This is a genomic window from Pseudomonas sp. MF6776, assembly GCF_016613125.1.
Classification (GTDB): Bacteria; Pseudomonadota; Gammaproteobacteria; order Pseudomonadales; family Pseudomonadaceae; genus Aquipseudomonas; species Aquipseudomonas iridis.
The window spans coordinates 57,540-76,911 of the sequence record NZ_JAENSQ010000003.1 but is presented as its reverse complement, the minus strand read 5'-3'; the positions used below and the strand labels follow the sequence as shown (position 1 = coordinate 76,911).

Sequence of the window (19,372 nt, the reverse complement as noted above, 5' to 3'; positions counted from 1 at the left end):
GTATGGCCCCTGTTTTTGTAAGCATTCCGAAGTCGTTTCGTCGAATTTTCAATGGAGAAAATGGTTCATGACCATCAAGATCGAGGGAGTGATTGCCAGCAAGGTTGGCTTTGCTTCTCACCAGAATGCTGTCCCGGTCCTCCGAGAACTGACCGTACACAACGATGGTGAAGCTGATTACAGCGATCTTGAGCTAGAGCTTGTCGCAGATCCTCCCTTCCTTGAGGGAAAAATTTGGCGTCTGGATAGATTAAATAAAGACTCGACGCTCCATATTTCAGAACGCAACTTGAAGCTGAATGCCGCTTTTCTCGCCGATCTGACGGAAAGTCTCAGCGCGACCCTTGTCCTGCGCCTTCGTTGCAACGATGAAGTCCTCAATAGTCAAATCTTCCCGGTTGAGCTTTTGGCAAGAAATGAGTGGGGGGGCGTTAACTCCATGCCAGAGTTGCTGCCTGCGTTTGCAATGCCAAATGACCCTGCGGTAGATCGGATACTCAAATCTGCTTCTGATGTTCTGCGTCGAGCTGGCAAAGCGGATGGAATCAACGGTTACGAAAGTAAGTCCAGAACCAGAACTTGGGAGCTCACTTCCGCAATATGGTCTGCAGTCTGCGGGCTTAAATTGAGCTATGCGCTACCGCCGGCAAGCTTTGAGGCTTTCGGCCAGAAAGTCAGAACTCCCAGCCTCATATTGGAAGGCGGTGTTGCAACTTGTTTGGACACGGCATTGCTTTTTGCTGCGGCGTTGGAGCAAGCCGGACTAAACGCACTTCTGTTGCTGACGAAAGGTCATGCTTTTGCAGGTGTTTGGTTACAGCCTCAGGAGTTTTCTCAACTGATTACAGATGAGGCTTCTGCAGTACGAAAGCGCATCGACCTGAAAGAGGTCCTCGTATTTGAAACCACTCTGGCAACGCAATTTCCTGCGCCAGGTTTCAGTCAGGCTATTAGTACAGCTGAAAGGCAGGTCAACGATGATGATTTCATTATGGCCATTGATATGCATCGAGCACGCATGCAGCGCATTCGTCCTTTGGCAACGTCAATTTCAACGCCGAAATCAGATGTGATTCAAGAGTCGGAGGTGCCACTCGATGCGTTGGAGCTCGCGCCACAATTACCGGGCTTTGACGTAGAGATACTTACCGAGTCAGAAACACCTGCCGGTAAGCTAACTTTGTGGCAACGCAAGCTTCTCGATCTGACGACTCGAAATCGACTACTACATCTACCTGATAGTGCTAAAGGCATTCGCTTGATTTGTCCTGAGCCTGCTGAGCTAGAAGATCAGCTAGCCAGCGGCAAACGCATTAGGATCGTGTCGATACCGGATCTGGAGGCTGGAGGTAGAGATGCGGCACTTTATGAGCAACAAAATCGAGAGTCGCTCAGAGATGAATACGCTCGCAGTGCATTGTCTCGTGGTGAGGTATTGGCCACCCTTGAGAAAAGTAAGCTCGAAGTAGCGCTAATCGACCTGTACCGGAAAGCTCGAAGTGATCTTGATGAAGGTGGAGCAAATACTCTCTTTCTTGCGCTCGGGTTTTTAAAATGGAAAAAATCAGCAGATGATCCAAAAACCTATTCCGCTCCTTTAATTTTGCTACCGGTAAAGCTGGATCGCAAAAGCGCATTGTCCGGTGTGACGATGACTTTGCTTGAGGATGAACCTCGCTTCAATTTGACTCTGCTCGAACTATTACGGCATGATTTTGAACTCGTAATTCCAGGGCTTGAAGGCGAACTTCCCTCCGATGAAAGTGGCATTGATGTCACTGGGATCTGGAATACAGTACGACGTGCCATCAGAGATGTGCCGGGTTTCGAGGTGACCACAGAACTCGTGTTGGGAACGTTCTCTTTCGCGAAATATTTGATGTGGCAGGATCTGGCTGCTCGCTCTGAACAGCTCTTGAAAAGCCCGATGGTCAAGCACTTGCTGGATAGAAGTGTCGGCGGTGAAGGCTTCGCTATGTCGGGAGATTTTCCGCAGCCACATGAGTTGGATAGAAAAGTCCGCCCGTCCGATCTGTTCACACCGTTGCCAGCGGACTCCTCCCAGTTGGCAGCAGTCGTTGCCTCAGCCAGTGGTTGTGATTTTGTCCTTGATGGGCCTCCCGGCACGGGTAAGTCTCAAACGATCGCCAACATGATCGCCCACAATCTCGCGTTGGGGCGCAGGGTTTTGTTCGTCGCGGAAAAAATGGCAGCTCTGGATGTTGTATATCGTCGGCTTGAAGAAAAGGGGCTAGGCGAATTCTGTCTTGAACTGCACTCCAGTAAAACCTCCAAGGTGGAGGTACTTAAGCAACTGGAGCGTGCTTGGGATGTTCGCGATGCGTTGACTGCTGAAGATTGGGCTTTAGAGACGGAAAAACTGCACAAGCTGCGAAACCGATTGAATGAAGTCGTGGAAACGTTGCATCGTCGGCAACCTAATGGATTAACGGTACATCAGGCTATAGGTCGTGTCGTACGAGATGGACACGCTGTGTTACCGCGTCTTGACTGGCCACACGGAACATCTCACGACGCGCAGGACTACGCGCGGTTGCGAGATCTTGCCAGGCGTCTTGACCTGAATAGTCAGGCTGCCCGCGATCTGTCAGCTGAATTCTCGCTCATCGCTCCGACAGAATGGTCAAACGGCTGGCAAGATTCGATCGCTGCTGTATCCAGGGAGCTGCCGGGAGTAATCGAACGGCTGAAGATTGCCTGTAACAACTTGTTGAGAGCCACCGATCTTCCTCTAGCAGTTACGAGCGGGGAGGACATTGAGCGTTTTTGCCAGTTTGTTGCACTGTTGGTAGATACGCACGGTATCGATCTCTCTTTTGCATTCACGTTGAATGCAAGTGCCAAGATTGTTGCAGCAAAGAAAGCTGTTCAGATCCTCACAAGTTACGAAGAGCTTGAGCAGTCTCTGTCGGTGCGTTACGCATCAGAGGCCTGTCGTACCATCAACCTCGAACAACTCAAAAACGACTGGGATATTGGCAAGACCAAATTTTGGTTTCTCGCTACATTGGCCAAGAAAAAGGTGGGTAAAAACCTCGCGAGTCAGGGCGGAGCGGCGGGACTTCCAAACGTTGAACTGGATCTCGCCAGACTCTTCGAAATGCGCGACTTGCTCATTTCGCTGGACAGCTTAGCTGCAGATATAAATGCTGTGCCTGGATGGAGCGGGGTATCTAGTGATCGATCCGCGATGGCGGTAGCTTGGGAGCTCGCGGAGCGCTTGCGGACGTTGATCAGCTCGAACGCAGAGTCCCCTGAAGATCTTATTGCACTGCGGGGGGCCACACAAAAGCTTGTCGTTGAAGCCAATGAGCTACTAGGCGGGGGTGGTTTTATCGCCGCAGCGCTTCATCAGTTAAAAGATGCATTGGTTGAGTTCAGTCATACCAGTAAACGCTTCAATGAACTGAGTAACCGCACTGTAGAGGGAAAACTAACAATTGAGTCATTGCTCGATGCGTCTTGTGCGATCTCTCGACAAGAGTCGAAGCTGAAAGCCTGGTGCGATTGGTGTCGGGTACGTGAAGAGGCGATAGCCGCGGGGCTTCAACCATTAAGTGATGCATTGGCAGTTAAAGGTTTGCCAGAGGGCGGGACTGTAGATACGTTCGAAACATCTTATGCGCGTTGGTTTGCAAGGGTGATGATCGACGCGGAACCGCTGCTGCGTAATTTCGTGCCAGCAGAGCACGCCAGCGATATTGAAGCTTTTGTACGTCTGGATGAGGAACTTTCCAAGCTAACAGTTCGATATATTCGAGCGAAGCTGTGTGGGTTGATTCCGTCGAAAAACGAAATCGGCAAGCAAGGCGGTTTCGGCATTTTGAAGCATGAGCTGCAAAAGTCTCGTCGTCACAAACCCGTGCGACAACTTGCGGTTGAGATGGGGGACGCCATGTCAAAACTCGCTCCTTGCATGCTGATGAGCCCTCTTTCTATTGCACAGTATCTTCCAACGGATCTCGCACTTTTCGACTTGGTGATATTCGATGAGGCTTCGCAAATTGCTCCGTGGGATGCCATAGGTTCAATCGCCAGAGGTAAGCAGGTTGTCATCGCGGGCGATCCGCGTCAGATGCCACCAACCAACTTTTTCAATCGCGCCGCGTCTGCCGCAGAGGATGACACTGCGGAGGATATGGAGAGCATTTTGGATGAGTGTCTGGGAGCAGGTATCCCAAGCCATAGCCTCAGTTGGCACTACCGGAGTCGCCATGAGAGCTTGATCGCATTCTCAAACCACCGTTACTACGACAGCAATCTCATCACCTTTCCTGCAGCTGAAACTCGTGCAAGCGCCGTGGAGTGGCGACGAGTTGATGGCGTCTACGCAAAAGGCAGGGGCAGGCACAATCAGGTCGAGGCCGAGGCCATCGTTACCGAGACTGTGAAGCGTTTGATGGATCCTGCGTTTGTTTCGAGCGGTCATACCATTGGGATCATCACACTCAATAGCGACCAGCAAAGATTGATCAACGATCTGCTGGATAGGGCGCGGCAACAGTTTCCGCAAATCGAGCCATTCTTCCAGCATGATATTGCCGAACCCGTCGTCGTAAAAAACCTGGAGACAGTCCAAGGCGATGAGCGCGATTTGATCATGCTTGGCATCGGGTATGGCCCAACTGAGCCAGGCGCGCAGGTTATGTCCATGAACTTCGGGCCATTGAACAAAGAAGGCGGATGGCGTCGTTTGAACGTTGCTATAACGCGTGCACGCAGAGAAATGATGGTTTTCTCATCGTTTGATTCTTCAATGATTGATTTGAATCGCACCAACGCTCGAGCTGTTCGCGATCTGAAGCACTTCATTGAATTTGCTCAAAGAGGGCCAAGAGCTCTTGCCGAGGCTGTGCAGGGTTCAGTGGGCGGTTACGACTCGCCTTTTGAGGAAGCTGTTGCTCAAGAACTGAGACGAAAAGGCTGGCAAGTAGTACCGCAAATAGGGGTATCTCGTTTCCGAATTGATCTAGGCATTGTCCATCCAGACAGACCTGGCGATTATCTGGTTGGTGTTGAATGTGACGGTGCGACCTATCACAGTGCGGCTACTGCCCGAGATCGCGACAAAGTTCGTAGCGCAATCCTTCAAGGGCTGGGGTGGAAGCTGATTCGGCTCTGGTCTACAGAGTGGTGGATTGATAAGTCTGGCGCGCTGGATCGGTTGCATGCATCTCTTGAAGCTCTCTTGGAAGAATCCCGTGCATCTGCTCTTGTTAGCAAAACTGTTGATCAGGAGTCATCAATACCTCATTTGTCATTAGTCCACAGCGCGCCATTGGAAAATGACGTAGAGAAAGAGGAAATCTCTGCTGCATCTGAGGGTGGAGCTACTGACGAGCTACCTCCCGAACTCAAGATCGCGAAGTCGTTTGCACTGCAAGTCTTACCAGCAATCAAAGATGAATATCGCGTCACTGACTTTACAAGCGTGGGTCATAGAATCAATGCAGAAGCGTTTTACACGCCTGAATATGATGCAGTTCTTGCTGAAATGATTTCACATGTGTTGTTGCAGGAGGCTCCTATCCTCGATTCAGTGTTAGTACAGCGTGTAGCCCGGGCACATGGCTTTCAACGCTCTGGGCGCCTCATTCGAGAGCGAGTTCTTGATCTGACAGAACAAAACCATCATTTGAAAAGTGATCCAGTGGATGGTCAATTTGTTTGGCATTCTGAAAATGATATTGCCGGTTGGAACAAATATCGGATACCGGCGACCTTGGATGACGGCAGATCGGTTGAGGAGATCGCCGCTGAAGAGCTACTGATCGTTGCCTCTTTAATCTCTGCTGGCGACATGCCTTTGGAAATCGCCAAAACTTTCGGTGTGAAGCGTTTGACCAGTGCCGCACGTGAAAGGATAGAGCTAGCAATTAAGTCGATGTCTGATTTGTGATTTTTTGAAGCGGTGCAACGAAAAGGAGAGCGTGGCGGTTGCCAGTTCTCCTTTTTTTGCTCGTTATTGATCGGTTGACTGACAGTCCGCCATCGCTGGCAAGCCAGCTCCCACAGGGTTCCCCGCTGCGCAGGAGATCAGTCGTCAACCCTCATCATCGCCTGCACCCCCTCCCATGCCTCGGCGCGCATGCGTTCAATATCCAGCCCCGGAATCACGCCGTTATCGACGACGATCCGCCCGCCCACCAGGCTGTATTTCACCGTGATCGGTTCACCCGCCACCACCGGTGCGACGGCGCTGTCGTGGAAGCCGTAGAAGCGTGGGCGGTCGAGGCCGTAGACCACCAGATCCGCCGCTTGGCCGACTTCCAGCGTACCGACGGCGCCAAGGCCCAGCACCTGCGCGCCGCCCGCCGTACCCCAGTGGATGACATCTTCTACAGTCGTCGCCGAGGCGCCTTGTTCGGCACGGTGGATCAGCCATGCGGTGTTGGCTTCGCCGACCATACTCCCGGATTCGTTCGAGGCGACGCCGTCGACGCCAAGGGAGATCGGCACGCCAGCCTCGTACATCTGCGGCACCGGGGCGACGCCACTGCCCAGTCGTGCATTGCTCACCGGGCAGTGGGAAATGCCGGTGCCGGTTTGCGCGAGCATGCGGATTTCGCCGGGTTGCAGGTGCACGGCGTGGGCGAACCAGACTTCAGGGCCGAGCCATTCGTGTTCGGCGACGAACTCCACGGGCAGGCAGTTGTATTTTTCCCGGCAGAAGTTCACGTAATTCTGCGTCTCCGACAGGTGCGTGTGCAGGCGCAGACCGAGGCCGCGCGCGGTGTGGGCCAGTTCGCGCAGCAGGGTGGGCGGCAGCGAGAAGGTCGGCGTGGTGGGCGCGACCACGACACGACGCAATGCGTCTGGCGTGTCCTGGTGATACAGCGACTTCAACCGCTCGATGTCGCCGACCATCTGGTCGAGGCTTTCCGGTTGCAACGCGGTTTTCGAGAAACCCGGATGGGCGCTGGCCGACTTCAGCGCTCGACACCGCTGAGTCTGGGGTAAGCGGCCATGGATCTGCGTCTGCTGCGGTATTTCATGGCCCTGGCCGATGAACTGCATTTCGGCCGTGCCGCCGAACGGCTGCACATCTGTCAGCCGCCGTTGAGCCAACAGATTCGTCTGCTGGAAGAGGAACTCGGCACGCCGCTGTTCGAGCGCAGTCATCATCGCGTCGAGCTGACTGCAGCGGGGCAGATGCTCAAGGAGCAGGCGCCGCTGGTATTCGAACAGCTTGAACGCGCCTTGGACCTGACCCGGCAAACCGGGCGCGGGCAGCTCGGTGAGCTGGAAATCGGCATGATCAGTTCGGTGATGGTCGGCGTGCTGCCCAAAGCGCTGCATCTGTTTCGCGAGCGCTATCCGCAGGTCACCTGGCGTTTGCATGAAATGACCCCGGCGGATCTGGCGCTGGAGCCGTTTGTGGCGCTGGAGTTAAAGCAGTCACGGTTTGCCAATTTCCTCTACCAGTGCTGCATTCAGGCCGGCTTCACGCCGCAGATCCGCCAGCAGGTGATCGAGGTGCAGACCCTGCTCAGCCTGGTACGTGCGGGTTTTGGCGTGGCGCTGTTGCCAGCGTCCATCGAACAGCTGGCGCCGGCGGGCCTGGTGTTCCGCAACCTGACCCCGGCGTTGCCGGAGGTGCCGCTGTACGTCACGTATCGCGCGGACGATGCTTCGCCGGTGCTCAAGCTGTTTCTCGATACCCTGCGTGAATTGCGCGTAAACCCCTAAACTCCTACAGGGGTGTCTGTCGTGCGAATACGGAGGATGTGCGTAGCGCAACGTCGCGGCGCACGATCTCGGTGCCGCGCGGTCGTAACCTTCACATGGGCGTATCACTTGTGGAGATCCAATGAGCCAGGAAGTCCTGACCCGCGAAACCAATCGTCGTCAGTTGCAGCAGATCATCGCCGGGCTGTCCGACGGTGTGATTTTGCTTGAGCTCGATCAGAGCATCCTCTGGGCCAACGAAGCGGCGCTGGCCATGCACGGCGTTAGCCGGATCGGCGAGTTTGGCGCGAATGCCGACGAGTACGCCAAGCGCTTCAGCCTGCGCTATCGCAACAATCATATGGTGCCGCCCGAAAACTATCCGATCAGCCGCGTTGCGCGTTGCGAAGTCTTCAGTGACGTATTGATCGAGGTGTTCACGGTAGATGATCCGGAGCGCGTCTGGGTTCATAGCGTGCGCAGCATGGTGCTGACCGACCGCGAAGGGCAGCCAGAGTCGCTGGTGCTGATCATGAGCGACGTCACCGATTGGGCCAACGCAGAGCTGCGTTTCGAAAAAACCTTCAACGCCAACCCGGCGCCGGCGGTGATCTGCCGTCTCAGCGACTTGCGTTACATCAAGGTCAATCCGGGGTTTCTGGAGATGACTGGCTATACCCGCGACCAAGTGATCGGCACTTCGGCCTATGAAATAGACATTTTCGAGCAGGCCGAGAAAAGAGATCTGGCCATCCAGCGCCTGCGCGACGTGGCGACCATTCCGCAGATGCAGGCCGAGTTGCGCCTGCCCGATGGCAGCAGCAAGCAAGTGATTGTCGCCGGGCAACCCCTGTTGCTCAACGATGAGCAATGCATGCTGTTTTCCTTCGTTGACGTGGAACTGCGCCGCCGGGCTGAGGTGGCGCTGCGCCAGAGCGAGGAACGCTTCGCCACGGCTTTTCGACTGACCCCGGTGCCGATTCTGATTTGCACGGCCGACGATCAGCAGATCATGGACGTCAATCAGGCTTTCCTCGATTCCCTGGCCTATACCAGCGAAGACGTATTGGGCAAAACCGTGACGCAACTGGACTTCATCGACGACGAGGGCGCCCGGAACCGCTTGCTGACGGCGTTGGCAAAAAGCGGTCGGGTTGACCGGGTGGATTTGCGCGTGCGCAAAAGGGATGCCGATCTGCTGGAATGCGCGGTGTCCGCCGATACCGTCAACATTCACGACGTGCCTTGCTACTTGCTGGTGCTGATGGACATCACCGAGCGCAAACGTACCGAGCTAGAACTGGTGTCTGCGATTGAGGAGGTGATGAAAGACGCCTCCTGGTTCAGTCGTACGCTGATCGAAAAACTGGCGAATGTGAAGAAGATCAATTCACCGCAACTGCCGAGCGTGTCGTTCACCGATCTGACGGCACGGGAGCGTGATGTGCTTGGCCTGATCTGTGAAGGCCTGGCGGACAAGGAGATTGCGGCGCGCTTGAAACTGGCGCCGAACACTGTGCGCAATCATGTGGCGACGGTGTATTCCAAGCTCGATGTGCATAGCCGCAGCGAGGCGATTGTGTGGGCGCGGGAGCGCGGGCTGTTTTCCGGTGAGTGGCGCACCAAGGGGCAACGTTAGGTGCAAATGCACTAGTGGGCAGGGTGCAAATTGATGTGTTGGGGCGAGGACTCTTTTTTTAGTCTGTTGAGGTGCGGTACAAGCCTTTTCGGCTTGGGATCGCGTCCCTTCGATACAGATTAAGGAACGGCCTCAATGATCAATCTTGCGCAGTTGCGCGCCCAGCTTGAGCACAGTTTTACGCCGCTGGCGTGTGAGTGTTCGGTGGATGGCGATCATTCGCTGACGGTAAAGCTTTATCACCCGGTGTCGGGGCAGGTCGATCTGGTGATCAGTGGCTTGAAGCTCAATGCCTTGCGTACGCCTGAGTCGGTGGCGGCTTTGATCGATGAATTGCGGTATGAGTTGGAGAGTAATTCTTTGCGCTCTTCTCGGGATACTGATCTGGCCTAGGCATTTGCTTGGGTGTGGAGCTGGCTTGCCAGCGATGGCGGCCTGACGGCCGGCCTGTGTCTGGCTGGGCGCATGCAATTCAAAACTGTGGCAGTCAGCTTGCCAACCGAGCCATTTCTTTCAGGTGTATGCCGACCGTGTGGGAGCTGGCTTGCCAGCGATGGCGGCCTGACTGGCGACCGGAGATTTAAGTCTTGCGCTCTCGAATCCCAACGTAAAATCGACAGCCAATGGCCCCGCACACCTGCGGTTTACTGGCGCTCGCGAAGGTCTCGTCTATAAAGAATGAGTGGTCAGGTTTTCCGTGGGCGTTTTGCTCGCGGAAGTTTGTCTCCCCTTTATCGCGGGTCGTCCTATGAACAGTCTTGGGAAACGCGTGTGTTTGCCGTCGTTACTGGCTTTTTGCGTGGCGTTGTTGGCCGGTTGTGCCAGTCCGCCGCCGCCTCCACCTGTAGCGCCACCTCCACCGCCGGAACGTACTTGTCAGGTCATCGAGACCACTGAGGTGGCGGGGGATGCTTATGTCGACGAGCAGGTGACTCGACATATCACTACTACCCGTTGCGTCACTCAATAACACCGGCGGGGCGCAAGTCTCGGGTTGTGCTGGCAATTGCCCAAAGTGCTTGATGAATGAAATACATACCTTGTGGGAGCGAGCCTGCTCGCGAAAGCGGTATCTCAGTTAACCAATAGGTTGACTGACACGGCCTCTTCGCGAGCAGGCTCGCTCCCACAGGGTCAGCTGTTTGCCTCGAGTATCAGGACAGGAAACCACCATCCACGTTCAGCGAAACCCCTGTGGTGTAGCTCGACGCATCACTCGCCAGATACAACACCGCCCCCGCCATTTCACTCGGATCCGCCACGCGCTTGAGCGGGATCTGCGTCAATGCTTGCTTGAGAATCGCATCGTTTTTCACCAGTGCCGAGGCGAATTTGGTGTCGGTCAGACCCGGCAGCAGGGCGTTGCAGCGGATACCGAATTGCGCGCATTCCTTGGCGAAGACCTTGGTCATGTTGATCACCGCCGCTTTGGTCACCGAATAGATGCCCTGGAACACGCCCGGCGAAATACCGTTGATCGACGCGACGTTGATGATGCTGCCACCGCCGTTTTCGCGCATCAGCTTGCCCGCTTCCACGGACATGAAGAAGTAGCCGCGAATGTTCACATCGACGGTCTTCTGGAAAGCGCCGAGATCGGTGTCCAATACGTTGCAGAACTGCGGGTTGGTCGCGGCGTTGTTGACCAGAATATCCAGGCGGCCGAACTGTTCCTTGATCCCGGCGAACACCTGGCTGATCTGCTCCATTTCCCCGATGTGGCAGGCAACCGCAGTGGCTTTGCCGCCAGCGGCGATGATCGCGTCGGCGACATGTTGGCAGCCGTCGAGTTTGCGGCTCGAGACGATCACGTGGGCGCCTTGCTGGGCCAGCAGTTTGGCGATGGCTTCACCAATGCCACGGCTGGCGCCGGAGACGAAAGCGATCTTGCCGTCGAGGTCGAACAACTGAGTCTTGGACATGGGATTCCCTTGTGAAAATTCTTGTTGGAGGGCCTGGATCAGAGGCTTGATTTCTGGATGACCTGCAAGCTCATCTGCTCCAGCAGTTTGTTCATGTGAATGAACTGCGCGAAGCGTTTGTCTTGGGTCTGGCCATGGTAGAAGCGGTAGTAAATCTGCTGCACGATGCCGGCCAGGCGGAACAGGCCGTAGGTGTAGTAGAAGTCGAAATTGTCGATCTGGATGCCCGAACGCTCGGCGTAGTAGTCGACGAATTCGCGGCGGGTCAGCATGCCCGGTGCGTGGCTCGGCTGGCGGCGCATCAGTTGCACTGGCGCCGGGTCGCCGGCTTCGATCCAGTAGGCGAGGGTGTTGCCCAGATCCATCAGCGGATCGCCCAGGGTGGTCAGTTCCCAGTCGAGTACGCCGATGATCTGCATCGGGTTCTGCGGGTCGAGGATGACGTTGTCGAAGCGATAGTCGTTATGGACGATGCTTGAGGTCGGGTGATCGGCTGGCATCTTCTCGTTGAGCCAGGCTTTGACCGCTTCCCAGTGAGGCGCGTCCGGGGTCAGGGCTTTTTCGTAGCGTTCGCTCCAGCCTTTGATCTGGCGGGCCACGTAGCCTTCGGGTTTGCCCAGATCGCCCAGGCCGCAAGCGTTGTAGTCGACCTGGTGCAGTTCGACGAAGCGGTCGATAAAGCCCTTGCACAGCGCTTCGGTTTTCGCCGAATCGAGGCCCAGCTCCGGCGGCAGTTCCGAGCGCAGGATAATTCCGTTGACCCGCTCCATCACGTAGAACTCTGCGCCGATCACCGATTCGTCGGTGCAGTGCACATAGGCTTTGGGGCAATACGGGAAGCCGTCGCGCAACTGATTGAGAATGCGGAATTCGCGGCCCATGTCGTGGGCGGATTTGGCCTTGTGGCCGAACGGCGGCCGGCGCAAGACGAACTCCTGCTGCGGGTATTCCAGGAGATAAGTCAGGTTCGACGCACCACCGGGAAACTGGCTGATCGCCGGGGAGCCGCTCAGGCCCGGAATGTGTGCCTTGAGGTACGGATCGATCAGGCTGGCATCGAGTTCTTCGCCAGAGCGGATACGGGTGGACTGGTCAGTAAGCGCCATGCTTATCCCTTCTGCTTATTTTGGAGGCCAGACATCATTGGCTAATCTAATGGCGCGCCGGGACGGCCACAAGCGCGCTGCGGTCTTATAGGTTAGCGTGTTGCCCGATAATCACCTGTGGGAATGTGCAGGGCGGGGTGGGTAAATGGCGGCGCGTGATCCTCTAGTGCACGCGTTGATTGCTGATTTTCGGCGGCAACTGAATCGGCGTCAGCACCGGTTGCCCGGAGAAGAATGCCACAAGGTTTTTCCCCACCAGCTCCACGGTGCCTTGGGTGGCTTCCGGTGACAGACCGGCGACGTGCGGGGTTAGTAGCACGTTGCTCAGGGCTTTCAACGCATCCGGTACTTGCGGTTCATGGTCGAACACATCCAGCGCGGCGCCGGCAATGCGCCGTTGTTCAAGGGCGGTGATCAGATCCGCCGTGGCGATCACACTGGCCCGGGCGATATTGACGATAAAACCTTTAGGGCCCAGCGCGTCGAGCACGGGACGGGTTACCAGATGCTGCGTGCCGATCCCGCCCGGCGTGGCGACGATGAGGAAATCGGACGCCCGCGCCAGTTCGTTCGGGGTTGAGCAAAACGCGTAAGGCACCTCGCTGCGCACCTGACGGCTGTGATAGCTGATCTGCATGTCGAACCCAAGGCTGGCACGTTTGGCGATCGCCAGACCCACCGCACCGAGGCCAAGAATGCCCAGCCGTTTGCCAGACAGGGATGGACGCATGATCTTCGGCCATTCACCCCGACGCACAGCGGCATCGCAGCGCGGAATATCGCGCACCAACGCCAGCAGCATCGCCATCGCATGATCAGCCACCGACGAGGCGTTGACCCCGGCGCCGTTGGTCACGGTAATCCCGCGATCACTGGCGGCTTGCAGGTCGACCTGTTCGTAACCGGCACCGATCACCGTGATGATTTTCAACGCCGGCAGCGCGGCAATTTCATCGGCGGTCAGGCCTAACGGACCACGGGTCAGCACTGCATCGATCCGCGTGCCGTGGGTGGCAATGGCTTGCGCACGTTCGGCCGGCGTGGGAGCGAGGATCAGGTGAAAGCCCTGGTGCTCGAGAATCGGCAGGTAGTCATTGATGGTTTCAACCAGTACCAGAACGGTGGCGGGCATTGCGCGGCTCCTTTGAACAATGGCGGTTCAGTCGCGAAGTCGTAGCAGAGTGCTGATTCCTGAGCGGATTGGCAATGACTGAGCGCTGCCCCGTTTCAGCCAGTGTAGGAGCTGAAACGGGGAGCGCGCGGGCACTTCGTCAGAAGGCCGGTGCGGGGCAATAACTCAGCGAAAAGCGGGATCGGGGTTTTGTCTGATGTCGAGGCGAACGAGGGGCGTTGGCAGACTCCATGGGGCAGGGGAGTCATTCACGCTAGACCCTGTGGGCGGGATTGAAAGGATCCGGTGTTTGGAGCGACGCGTTCGCGACCAGGCTTTGGCTGAGCCGGCGGCCAATCAATTGCTCGATAACTGGGTGCCGCCGCGGTTTCCACTGCGACTCGGTATGAGCCAGCCTACCCAACTCGCGGATTTTGCCTACGAAATCGCCGGATTCATCTGCTATCTGGGAAGGGATGAATAGGAAATCATAGGGCACAAAGTAGCTCGGGCAGTCAGTGCCAATAGCCAAGGACGGCGCATGCTTCAGGACGATCGCGAAAATCTGGAACTTGAAAAGCTTCAAAATGAAACGCGGAAACTGGTTGTTGAGAGGCTCAAACTCATGGCGGAGGAAGGCAAGTTAAAGCGAGAAAAATTCTGGTACCCAGTCGCTGTAGGAACCGGGGTTTTAACCGCTTTTGCTGCCGTATTAAGTCTTTTGGTGAAGTTTTAAGTTAACCCACAAAGGAGAATAATCATGACCCTGGAAGAACGCGTTGCCAGAATTGAACGTCTGTATCGAGAGGGCGCCGAGCTTGCCGAAAAGGTGCCAGACCTGTCCCCGGCGGAAATTCGCTCAGAGTTGTTCAGGTTCAGCATGGGGGCACTATTTGCATTGGTGATGCTGACCCTCGGCACGGTAGTTCTCCGTTGGCTCTGAAGCGACTCGGTGAACGACTTCGGCGCGAAAGTATATTCAAAAACGACACCGCACATACCTAGAGCCGACAGCTAATTTCCCAAAAACGACACCCCTCTCATCTGCTCCGCACAACCATTCCTCAGCTAAGTCTTTGCTTCTGCTCATTTATCACGGAGAATCGCGCCCCTGTTTCGGCCGGAGCATGTCTGTCGGTTTTTTCCGACGCGTCCTGACCGAGTGGCAAGTGACCGGAATGCGGAGATCCGACCGGATGAATGATCAGGCCAAAAGCGTTGATCAACGCTTTGATGCAGCAGCACCCGCTGAACTTTCGAGCTGGAATCGCCAGGACACCACCTGGATGTTGGGACTGTTCGGGACGGCCATCGGCGCCGGCACCCTGTACTTGCCGATCAACGCAGGGATCGGTGGCTTCTGGCCGCTGGTGATCCTCTCGCTGTTGGCCTTCCCCATGACGTTCTACGCACACCGCGGTCTGACCCGGTTTGTGCTGTCCGGTCGCGAAGGCGCCGACATCACTGACGTGGTCGAAGAGCATTTCGGCATCAAGGCCGGCGCGCTGATCACACTGCTGTATTTCCTTGCCATCTTCCCGATCCTGCTGATCTACAGCGTCGGCCTGACCAACACGGTCGCCAGTTTCCTCGAACATCAACTGCACATCACGCCGCCGCCGCGCGCGCTGCTGTCGTTCGTGCTGATCCTTGGTTTGCTGGCTGTGGTGCGTTGTGGCGAACAGGCGATCGTCAAGGCGATGAGCTTGCTGGTCTATCCGTTTATCGTGGCGCTGCTGTTCCTCGCGGTGTACCTGATTCCGCACTGGAACGGCGGCATCCTCACCACCGTGTCGCAAGTCCCCGCGCCGTCGGAGCTGCTGCACACGCTGTGGCTGGCGATTCCGGTGATCGTGTTCTCGTTCAACCACTCGCCGATCATCTCGGCATTCGCGGTCGATCAAAAGCGCCGTTACGGCACCCACGCCGATGAGCGCAGCTCGCAAATTCTCTGCCGTGCGCACCTGCTGATGGTGGTGATGGTGCTGTTCTTCGTGTTCAGCTGCGTGCTGACACTGTCGCCAGCTCAACTGGCTGAAGCGAAGGACCAGAACCTGTCGATCCTGTCGTACCTCGCCAACCACTTCAGCAACCCGACCATTGAGTTCGTGGCACCGCTGATTGCGTTCGTGGCGATTTCCAAGTCGTTCCTCGGTCACTACATCGGTGCCAGTGAAGGCCTGAAAGGTCTGATCATCAAGAGCGGCAAGCGTCCCGGCGCCAAGGCGCTGGATCGCATCGTGGCAGCTTTCATGCTGGTGGTGTGCTGGATCGTGGCGACGTTGAATCCGAGCATCCTCGGCATGATCGAGACCATCGGTGGCCCGGTTATCGCGGCGATCCTGTTCCTGATGCCGATGTATGCAATCCGCAAAGTGCCGGCGATGGCGCGCTTTCGTGGTCAAGCGTCCAACGTGTTTGTCACCGTGGTAGGTCTTGTGGCGATTTCGGCGGTGGTTTACAAACTGACGATGTAAAGCAAGATCAACAGAAAAGCCGCTGCACACGATGTGCGCAGCGGCTTTTTTTCGTCTGGAAAGACGATGGTACCTGACACGCCGCCATCGCTGGCAAGCCAGCTCCCACAGGGATTTCAGTGTTTGCACGATGGTGGGTGTCACGCAAAACATTGTAGGAGTGAGCCTGCCCGCGATAGCGGTGGCTCATTCAAAAATGATGGTGGCTGACACGCCGTCATCGCTGGCAAGCCAGCTCCCACAGGGATTGCGGGTGTTTGCGCATTGGTGGGCATCACACAGAACACTGTGGGAGCTGGCTTGCCAGCGATGAGGCCGGAGCATGCGGCGACTCTTCTGCAGGCATAAAAAAACGCCGCTCATCTCGCGATGGGCGGCGTTTTTTCATGGCGTTGTAACGTTAGGCTTGAACGACCGGGATGTTGGCGTTCGCAGCAGCTTCACGGAACTCGGCGATCTGGTCGAAGGACAGGTAACGGTAGATATCGGCCGCCATGCTGTCGATCTTGCCAGCGTATTCCATGTACTCCTCGACGGTCGGCAGGCGACCCAGGATCGAAGCAACCGACGCCAGCTCGGCCGAGGCCAGGTAGACGTTAGCGCCGTCGCCCAGACGGTTCGGGAAGTTACGGGTCGACGTGGAGACCACGGTGCTGTTCGGCTCAACGCGTGCCTGGTTACCCATGCACAGCGAGCAGCCTGGCATTTCCATGCGCGCGCCAGCCTTGCCGTAGATGCCGTAGTAGCCTTCTTCGGTCAGTTGGTGAGCGTCCATCTTGGTCGGCGGCGACAGCCACAGACGGGTTGGCAGCTGACCCTTGACCTGATCCAGCAGTTTACCGGCAGCGCGGAAGTGACCAATGTTGGTCATGCACGAACCGATGAACACTTCGTCGATCTTCTCGCCAGCAACGCTGGACAGCAGACGGGCGTCGTCCGGATCGTTTGGTGCGCAGAGCACAGGCTCGCTGATGTCGGCCAGGTCGATTTCGATGATTTCGGCGTATTCGGCGTCAGCATCGGCTTCCATCAGTTCAGGGTTGGCAACCCAGGCTTCCATCGCTTGTGCGCGACGTTCCAGAGTACGTGCATCGCCGTAGCCTTCGCCGATCATCCAGCGCAGCAGGGTTATGTTGGAGTTCAGGTACTCGGTGATCGACTCTTTCGACAGCTTGATGGTGCAACCGGCAGCCGAACGTTCGGCCGAGGCGTCGGACAGCTCGAAAGCCTGTTCCAGCGTTAGACCTTCCAGGCCTTCGATTTCCAGAATGCGGCCGGAGAAGGCGTTTTTCTTGCCTTTCTTCTCGACAGTCAGCAGACCGTTCTGGATAGCGAAGTAAGGAATGGCATGAACCAGGTCACGCAGGGTGATGCCAGGTTTCATTTTGCCTTTGAAGCGCACCAGGATCGATTCCGGCATGTCCAGCGGCATGACGCCGGTGGCAGCGGCGAACGCGACCAGACCGGAACCGGCCGGGAACGAGATGCCCATCGGGAAACGGGTGTGCGAGTCACCACCGGTACCCACGGTGTCCGGCAGCAGCATGCGGTTCAGCCACGAGTGGATGATGCCGTCGCCCGGACGCAGGGAAACGCCGCCGCGGGTCATGATGAAGTCAGGCAGGGTGTGGTGGGTGGTCACGTCGATCGGCTTTGGATAAGCCGCGGTGTGGCAGAAAGACTGCATCACCAGATCAGCGGAGAAGCCCAGGCACGCCAGGTCTTTCAGTTCGTCACGGGTCATTGGACCGGTGGTGTCCTGAGAACCTACGGTGGTCATCTTCGGTTCGCAGTAGGTGCCAGGACGAACGCCTTTGCCTTCTGCCAGACCGCAAGCCTTGCCGACCATTTTCTGCGCCAGGGTGAAACCCTTGGTGCTTTCAATTGGAGCATCCGGCTTCTTGAACAGATCGAACGGTGGCAGACCCAGTTCGGCGCGAGCCTTCTCGGTCAGGCCACGGCCGATGATCAGCGGGATACGGCCGCCAGCGCGAACTTCGTCCAACAGCACCGGAGTCTTCATTTCGAAGGTGGTCAGGACTTCGTCGGTGCCGTGTTTGCAGACTTTGCCAGCATGCGGATACAGGTCGATCACGTCGCCCATGTGCATGTTGGAAACGTCGAATTCGATTGGCAGTGCGCCGGCATCTTCCATGGTGTTGTAGAAGATCGGAGCGATTTTGCTGCCGAAGCAGAAACCGCCAGCGCGCTTGTTCGGCACGTAAGGAACGTCGTCGCCGAAGAACCACAGTACCGAGTTGGTTGCCGATTTACGCGACGAACCGGTACCGACCACGTCACCGACGTAGGCGATCGGGAAGCCTTGACCGCGCATTTCTTCGATCTGCTTCATCGGGCCGATGGCGCCCTGCTGATCAGGAACGATGCCGTCGCGAGCCATTTTCAGCATGGCCAGGGCGTGCAGCGGGATGTCTGGACGCGACCAGGCATCTGGAGCCGGGGACAGGTCGTCGGTGTTGGTTTCGCCGGTTACCTTGAAGACGCGCAGGCTGATCTTGTCGGCCAGGGTCGGGCGGTTCTTGAACCACTCGCCGTCAGCCCAGGATTGCAGCACGGCTTTGGCGTGAACGTTGCCGTTCTTGGCTTTTTCGGCCACGTCGTGGAACGCGTCGAACATCAGCAGGGTGTGCTTGAGTTGTGCGGCAGCGACTGGCGCCAGCTCGGCGTCGTCCAGCAGGTCAACCAGGGTCACAATGTTGTAGCCGCCCTGCATGGTGCCGAGCAGTTCTACAGCGCGCTTCTTGTCCAGCAGAGGGGAGGAGACTTCGCCCTTGGCCAGAGCAGACAGGAAGCCGGCCTTTACATAGGCAGCTTCGTCCACACCTGGTGGAATGCGATTGGTGATCAGGTCAACGAGAAAAGCTTCTTCGCCAGCCGGAGGATTCTTCAACAGCTCGACCAGGCCGGCTGTTTGTTCGGCGTTAAGCGGCTGGGGAACGATACCCAGTGCTGCGCGCTCTTCGATATGTTTGCGGTAGGCTTCAAGCACAGTTATTACCCTCATCAGTGGTCCCAAATGGGTGTCCGGGACGCTCGTCGCGAAATGCTCGTACTCATGCGCTGCGTGGCGTTGTGGGCCACTTAGCCAGAATTACCGACCATTCCTTACAGAAGCTGCTTTCAAAGTTTTACGCCTGCAGAGGGGGAGCTGATGAGGGTTGGCGTTGGGCTTTTCCCCGCTGGAAAAACCCGTCGCCAACACCGCTCTGAAGGAACGACTGTGCTCGTGACGCTTTGAAAACAGCTTCTAACGGACATTTGCGCCTTAAAAGGCTGGCTGATTCTACGGCAAAAAAAATTTAAAGGTAAGTCGGGCTCTATTGGACTTTGGTGGCGTTGTGCGCGGCCGGGCCAAATACCGGGCCGGTGCTTGCCCCTGACGTTTGAGGGGTGATCAATGCCTGACA

At 56.7% G+C, this 19,372-nt stretch carries 12 protein-coding genes and 1 pseudogene; 8 read left to right on the top strand and 5 right to left on the bottom strand.

Annotated features, from left to right (window positions below):
• Nucleotides 1-67: 67 nt before the first annotated feature.
• On the top strand, nucleotides 68-5,920 hold the full coding sequence (locus JJD74_RS04150; protein ID WP_200611642.1) for a DUF3320 domain-containing protein: 5,853 nt from the start codon (nucleotides 68-70) through the stop codon (nucleotides 5,918-5,920).
• A gap of 137 nt (nucleotides 5,921-6,057) precedes the next feature.
• Here JJD74_RS04150 and JJD74_RS04145 read toward each other — a convergent pair.
• A pseudogene (locus tag JJD74_RS04145) lies at nucleotides 6,058-6,963 on the bottom strand (amidohydrolase family protein); the annotation flags it as partial.
• Between the two features lie 24 nt (nucleotides 6,964-6,987).
• Between JJD74_RS04145 and JJD74_RS04140 the strand changes: the two are divergent.
• From JJD74_RS04140 to JJD74_RS04130, 3 genes are all read left to right on the top strand, one after another.
• Complete coding sequence (locus JJD74_RS04140; protein ID WP_200611638.1) at nucleotides 6,988-7,710, top strand: LysR substrate-binding domain-containing protein; 723 nt, start codon at nucleotides 6,988-6,990, stop codon at nucleotides 7,708-7,710.
• 121 nt (nucleotides 7,711-7,831) lie between these two features.
• Nucleotides 7,832-9,328 carry a helix-turn-helix transcriptional regulator gene (locus tag JJD74_RS04135; protein WP_200611636.1) on the top strand — a complete coding sequence of 499 codons (1,497 nt, stop codon included), beginning with the start codon at nucleotides 7,832-7,834 and terminating at the stop codon, nucleotides 9,326-9,328.
• Between the two features lie 135 nt (nucleotides 9,329-9,463).
• The gene (locus JJD74_RS04130; RefSeq protein WP_200611633.1) at nucleotides 9,464-9,721 is read left to right on the top strand and encodes a DUF1652 domain-containing protein; all 258 of its coding nucleotides are present in this window, start codon (nucleotides 9,464-9,466) and stop codon (nucleotides 9,719-9,721) included.
• 761 nt (nucleotides 9,722-10,482) lie between these two features.
• Here JJD74_RS04130 and JJD74_RS04125 read toward each other — a convergent pair.
• From JJD74_RS04125 to JJD74_RS04115, 3 genes are all read right to left on the bottom strand, one after another.
• Nucleotides 10,483-11,250 carry an SDR family oxidoreductase gene (locus tag JJD74_RS04125; protein ID WP_042559635.1) on the bottom strand — a complete coding sequence of 256 codons (768 nt, stop codon included), beginning with the start codon at nucleotides 11,248-11,250 and terminating at the stop codon, nucleotides 10,483-10,485.
• A gap of 38 nt (nucleotides 11,251-11,288) precedes the next feature.
• Complete coding sequence (locus JJD74_RS04120; protein WP_200611631.1) at nucleotides 11,289-12,356, bottom strand: phosphotransferase family protein; 1,068 nt, start codon at nucleotides 12,354-12,356, stop codon at nucleotides 11,289-11,291.
• 163 nt (nucleotides 12,357-12,519) lie between these two features.
• Nucleotides 12,520-13,488, bottom strand: a complete 969-nt coding sequence (locus JJD74_RS04115; protein ID WP_115147370.1) for a 2-hydroxyacid dehydrogenase — start codon at nucleotides 13,486-13,488, stop codon at nucleotides 12,520-12,522.
• A gap of 289 nt (nucleotides 13,489-13,777) precedes the next feature.
• Between JJD74_RS04115 and JJD74_RS04110 the strand changes: the two genes are divergently transcribed.
• From JJD74_RS04110 to JJD74_RS04095, 4 genes are all read left to right on the top strand, one after another.
• On the top strand, nucleotides 13,778-13,951 hold the full coding sequence (locus JJD74_RS04110; protein ID WP_200611629.1) for a hypothetical protein: 174 nt from the start codon (nucleotides 13,778-13,780) through the stop codon (nucleotides 13,949-13,951).
• A 57-nt stretch (nucleotides 13,952-14,008) separates the two neighbouring features.
• Complete coding sequence (locus tag JJD74_RS04105; protein WP_042559632.1) at nucleotides 14,009-14,203, top strand: hypothetical protein; 195 nt, start codon at nucleotides 14,009-14,011, stop codon at nucleotides 14,201-14,203.
• A 24-nt stretch (nucleotides 14,204-14,227) separates the two neighbouring features.
• Nucleotides 14,228-14,410, top strand: coding sequence for a hypothetical protein (locus JJD74_RS04100; RefSeq protein WP_200611627.1), 183 nt, complete (start codon nucleotides 14,228-14,230; stop codon nucleotides 14,408-14,410).
• A 253-nt stretch (nucleotides 14,411-14,663) separates the two neighbouring features.
• Nucleotides 14,664-15,944, top strand: a complete 1,281-nt coding sequence (locus JJD74_RS04095; RefSeq protein WP_047301827.1) for an HAAAP family serine/threonine permease — start codon at nucleotides 14,664-14,666, stop codon at nucleotides 15,942-15,944.
• A 400-nt stretch (nucleotides 15,945-16,344) separates the two neighbouring features.
• Here the strand turns inward: JJD74_RS04095 and acnB are convergent, their stop codons facing one another.
• The gene (gene acnB, locus JJD74_RS04090; RefSeq protein WP_042559629.1) at nucleotides 16,345-18,954 is read right to left on the bottom strand and encodes a bifunctional aconitate hydratase 2/2-methylisocitrate dehydratase; all 2,610 of its coding nucleotides are present in this window, start codon (nucleotides 18,952-18,954) and stop codon (nucleotides 16,345-16,347) included.
• Nucleotides 18,955-19,372 lie beyond the last annotated feature (418 nt).

Excerpts from the sequence above, each read along its gene's own strand:
- JJD74_RS04150 (WP_200611642.1), top strand. The coding sequence starts at position 68 with ATGACCATCAAGATCGAGGGAGTGATTGCCAGCAAGGTTGGCTTTGCT.
- JJD74_RS04140 (WP_200611638.1), top strand. The coding sequence starts at position 6,988 with ATGGATCTGCGTCTGCTGCGGTATTTCATGGCCCTGGCCGATGAACTG.
- JJD74_RS04135 (WP_200611636.1), top strand. The coding sequence starts at position 7,832 with ATGAGCCAGGAAGTCCTGACCCGCGAAACCAATCGTCGTCAGTTGCAG.
- JJD74_RS04130 (WP_200611633.1), top strand. The coding sequence starts at position 9,464 with ATGATCAATCTTGCGCAGTTGCGCGCCCAGCTTGAGCACAGTTTTACG.
- JJD74_RS04125 (WP_042559635.1), bottom strand. The coding sequence starts at position 11,250 with ATGTCCAAGACTCAGTTGTTCGACCTCGACGGCAAGATCGCTTTCGTC.
- JJD74_RS04120 (WP_200611631.1), bottom strand. The coding sequence starts at position 12,356 with ATGGCGCTTACTGACCAGTCCACCCGTATCCGCTCTGGCGAAGAACTC.
- JJD74_RS04115 (WP_115147370.1), bottom strand. The coding sequence starts at position 13,488 with ATGCCCGCCACCGTTCTGGTACTGGTTGAAACCATCAATGACTACCTG.
- JJD74_RS04105 (WP_042559632.1), top strand. The coding sequence starts at position 14,009 with ATGCTTCAGGACGATCGCGAAAATCTGGAACTTGAAAAGCTTCAAAAT.
- JJD74_RS04100 (WP_200611627.1), top strand. The coding sequence starts at position 14,228 with ATGACCCTGGAAGAACGCGTTGCCAGAATTGAACGTCTGTATCGAGAG.
- JJD74_RS04095 (WP_047301827.1), top strand. The coding sequence starts at position 14,664 with ATGAATGATCAGGCCAAAAGCGTTGATCAACGCTTTGATGCAGCAGCA.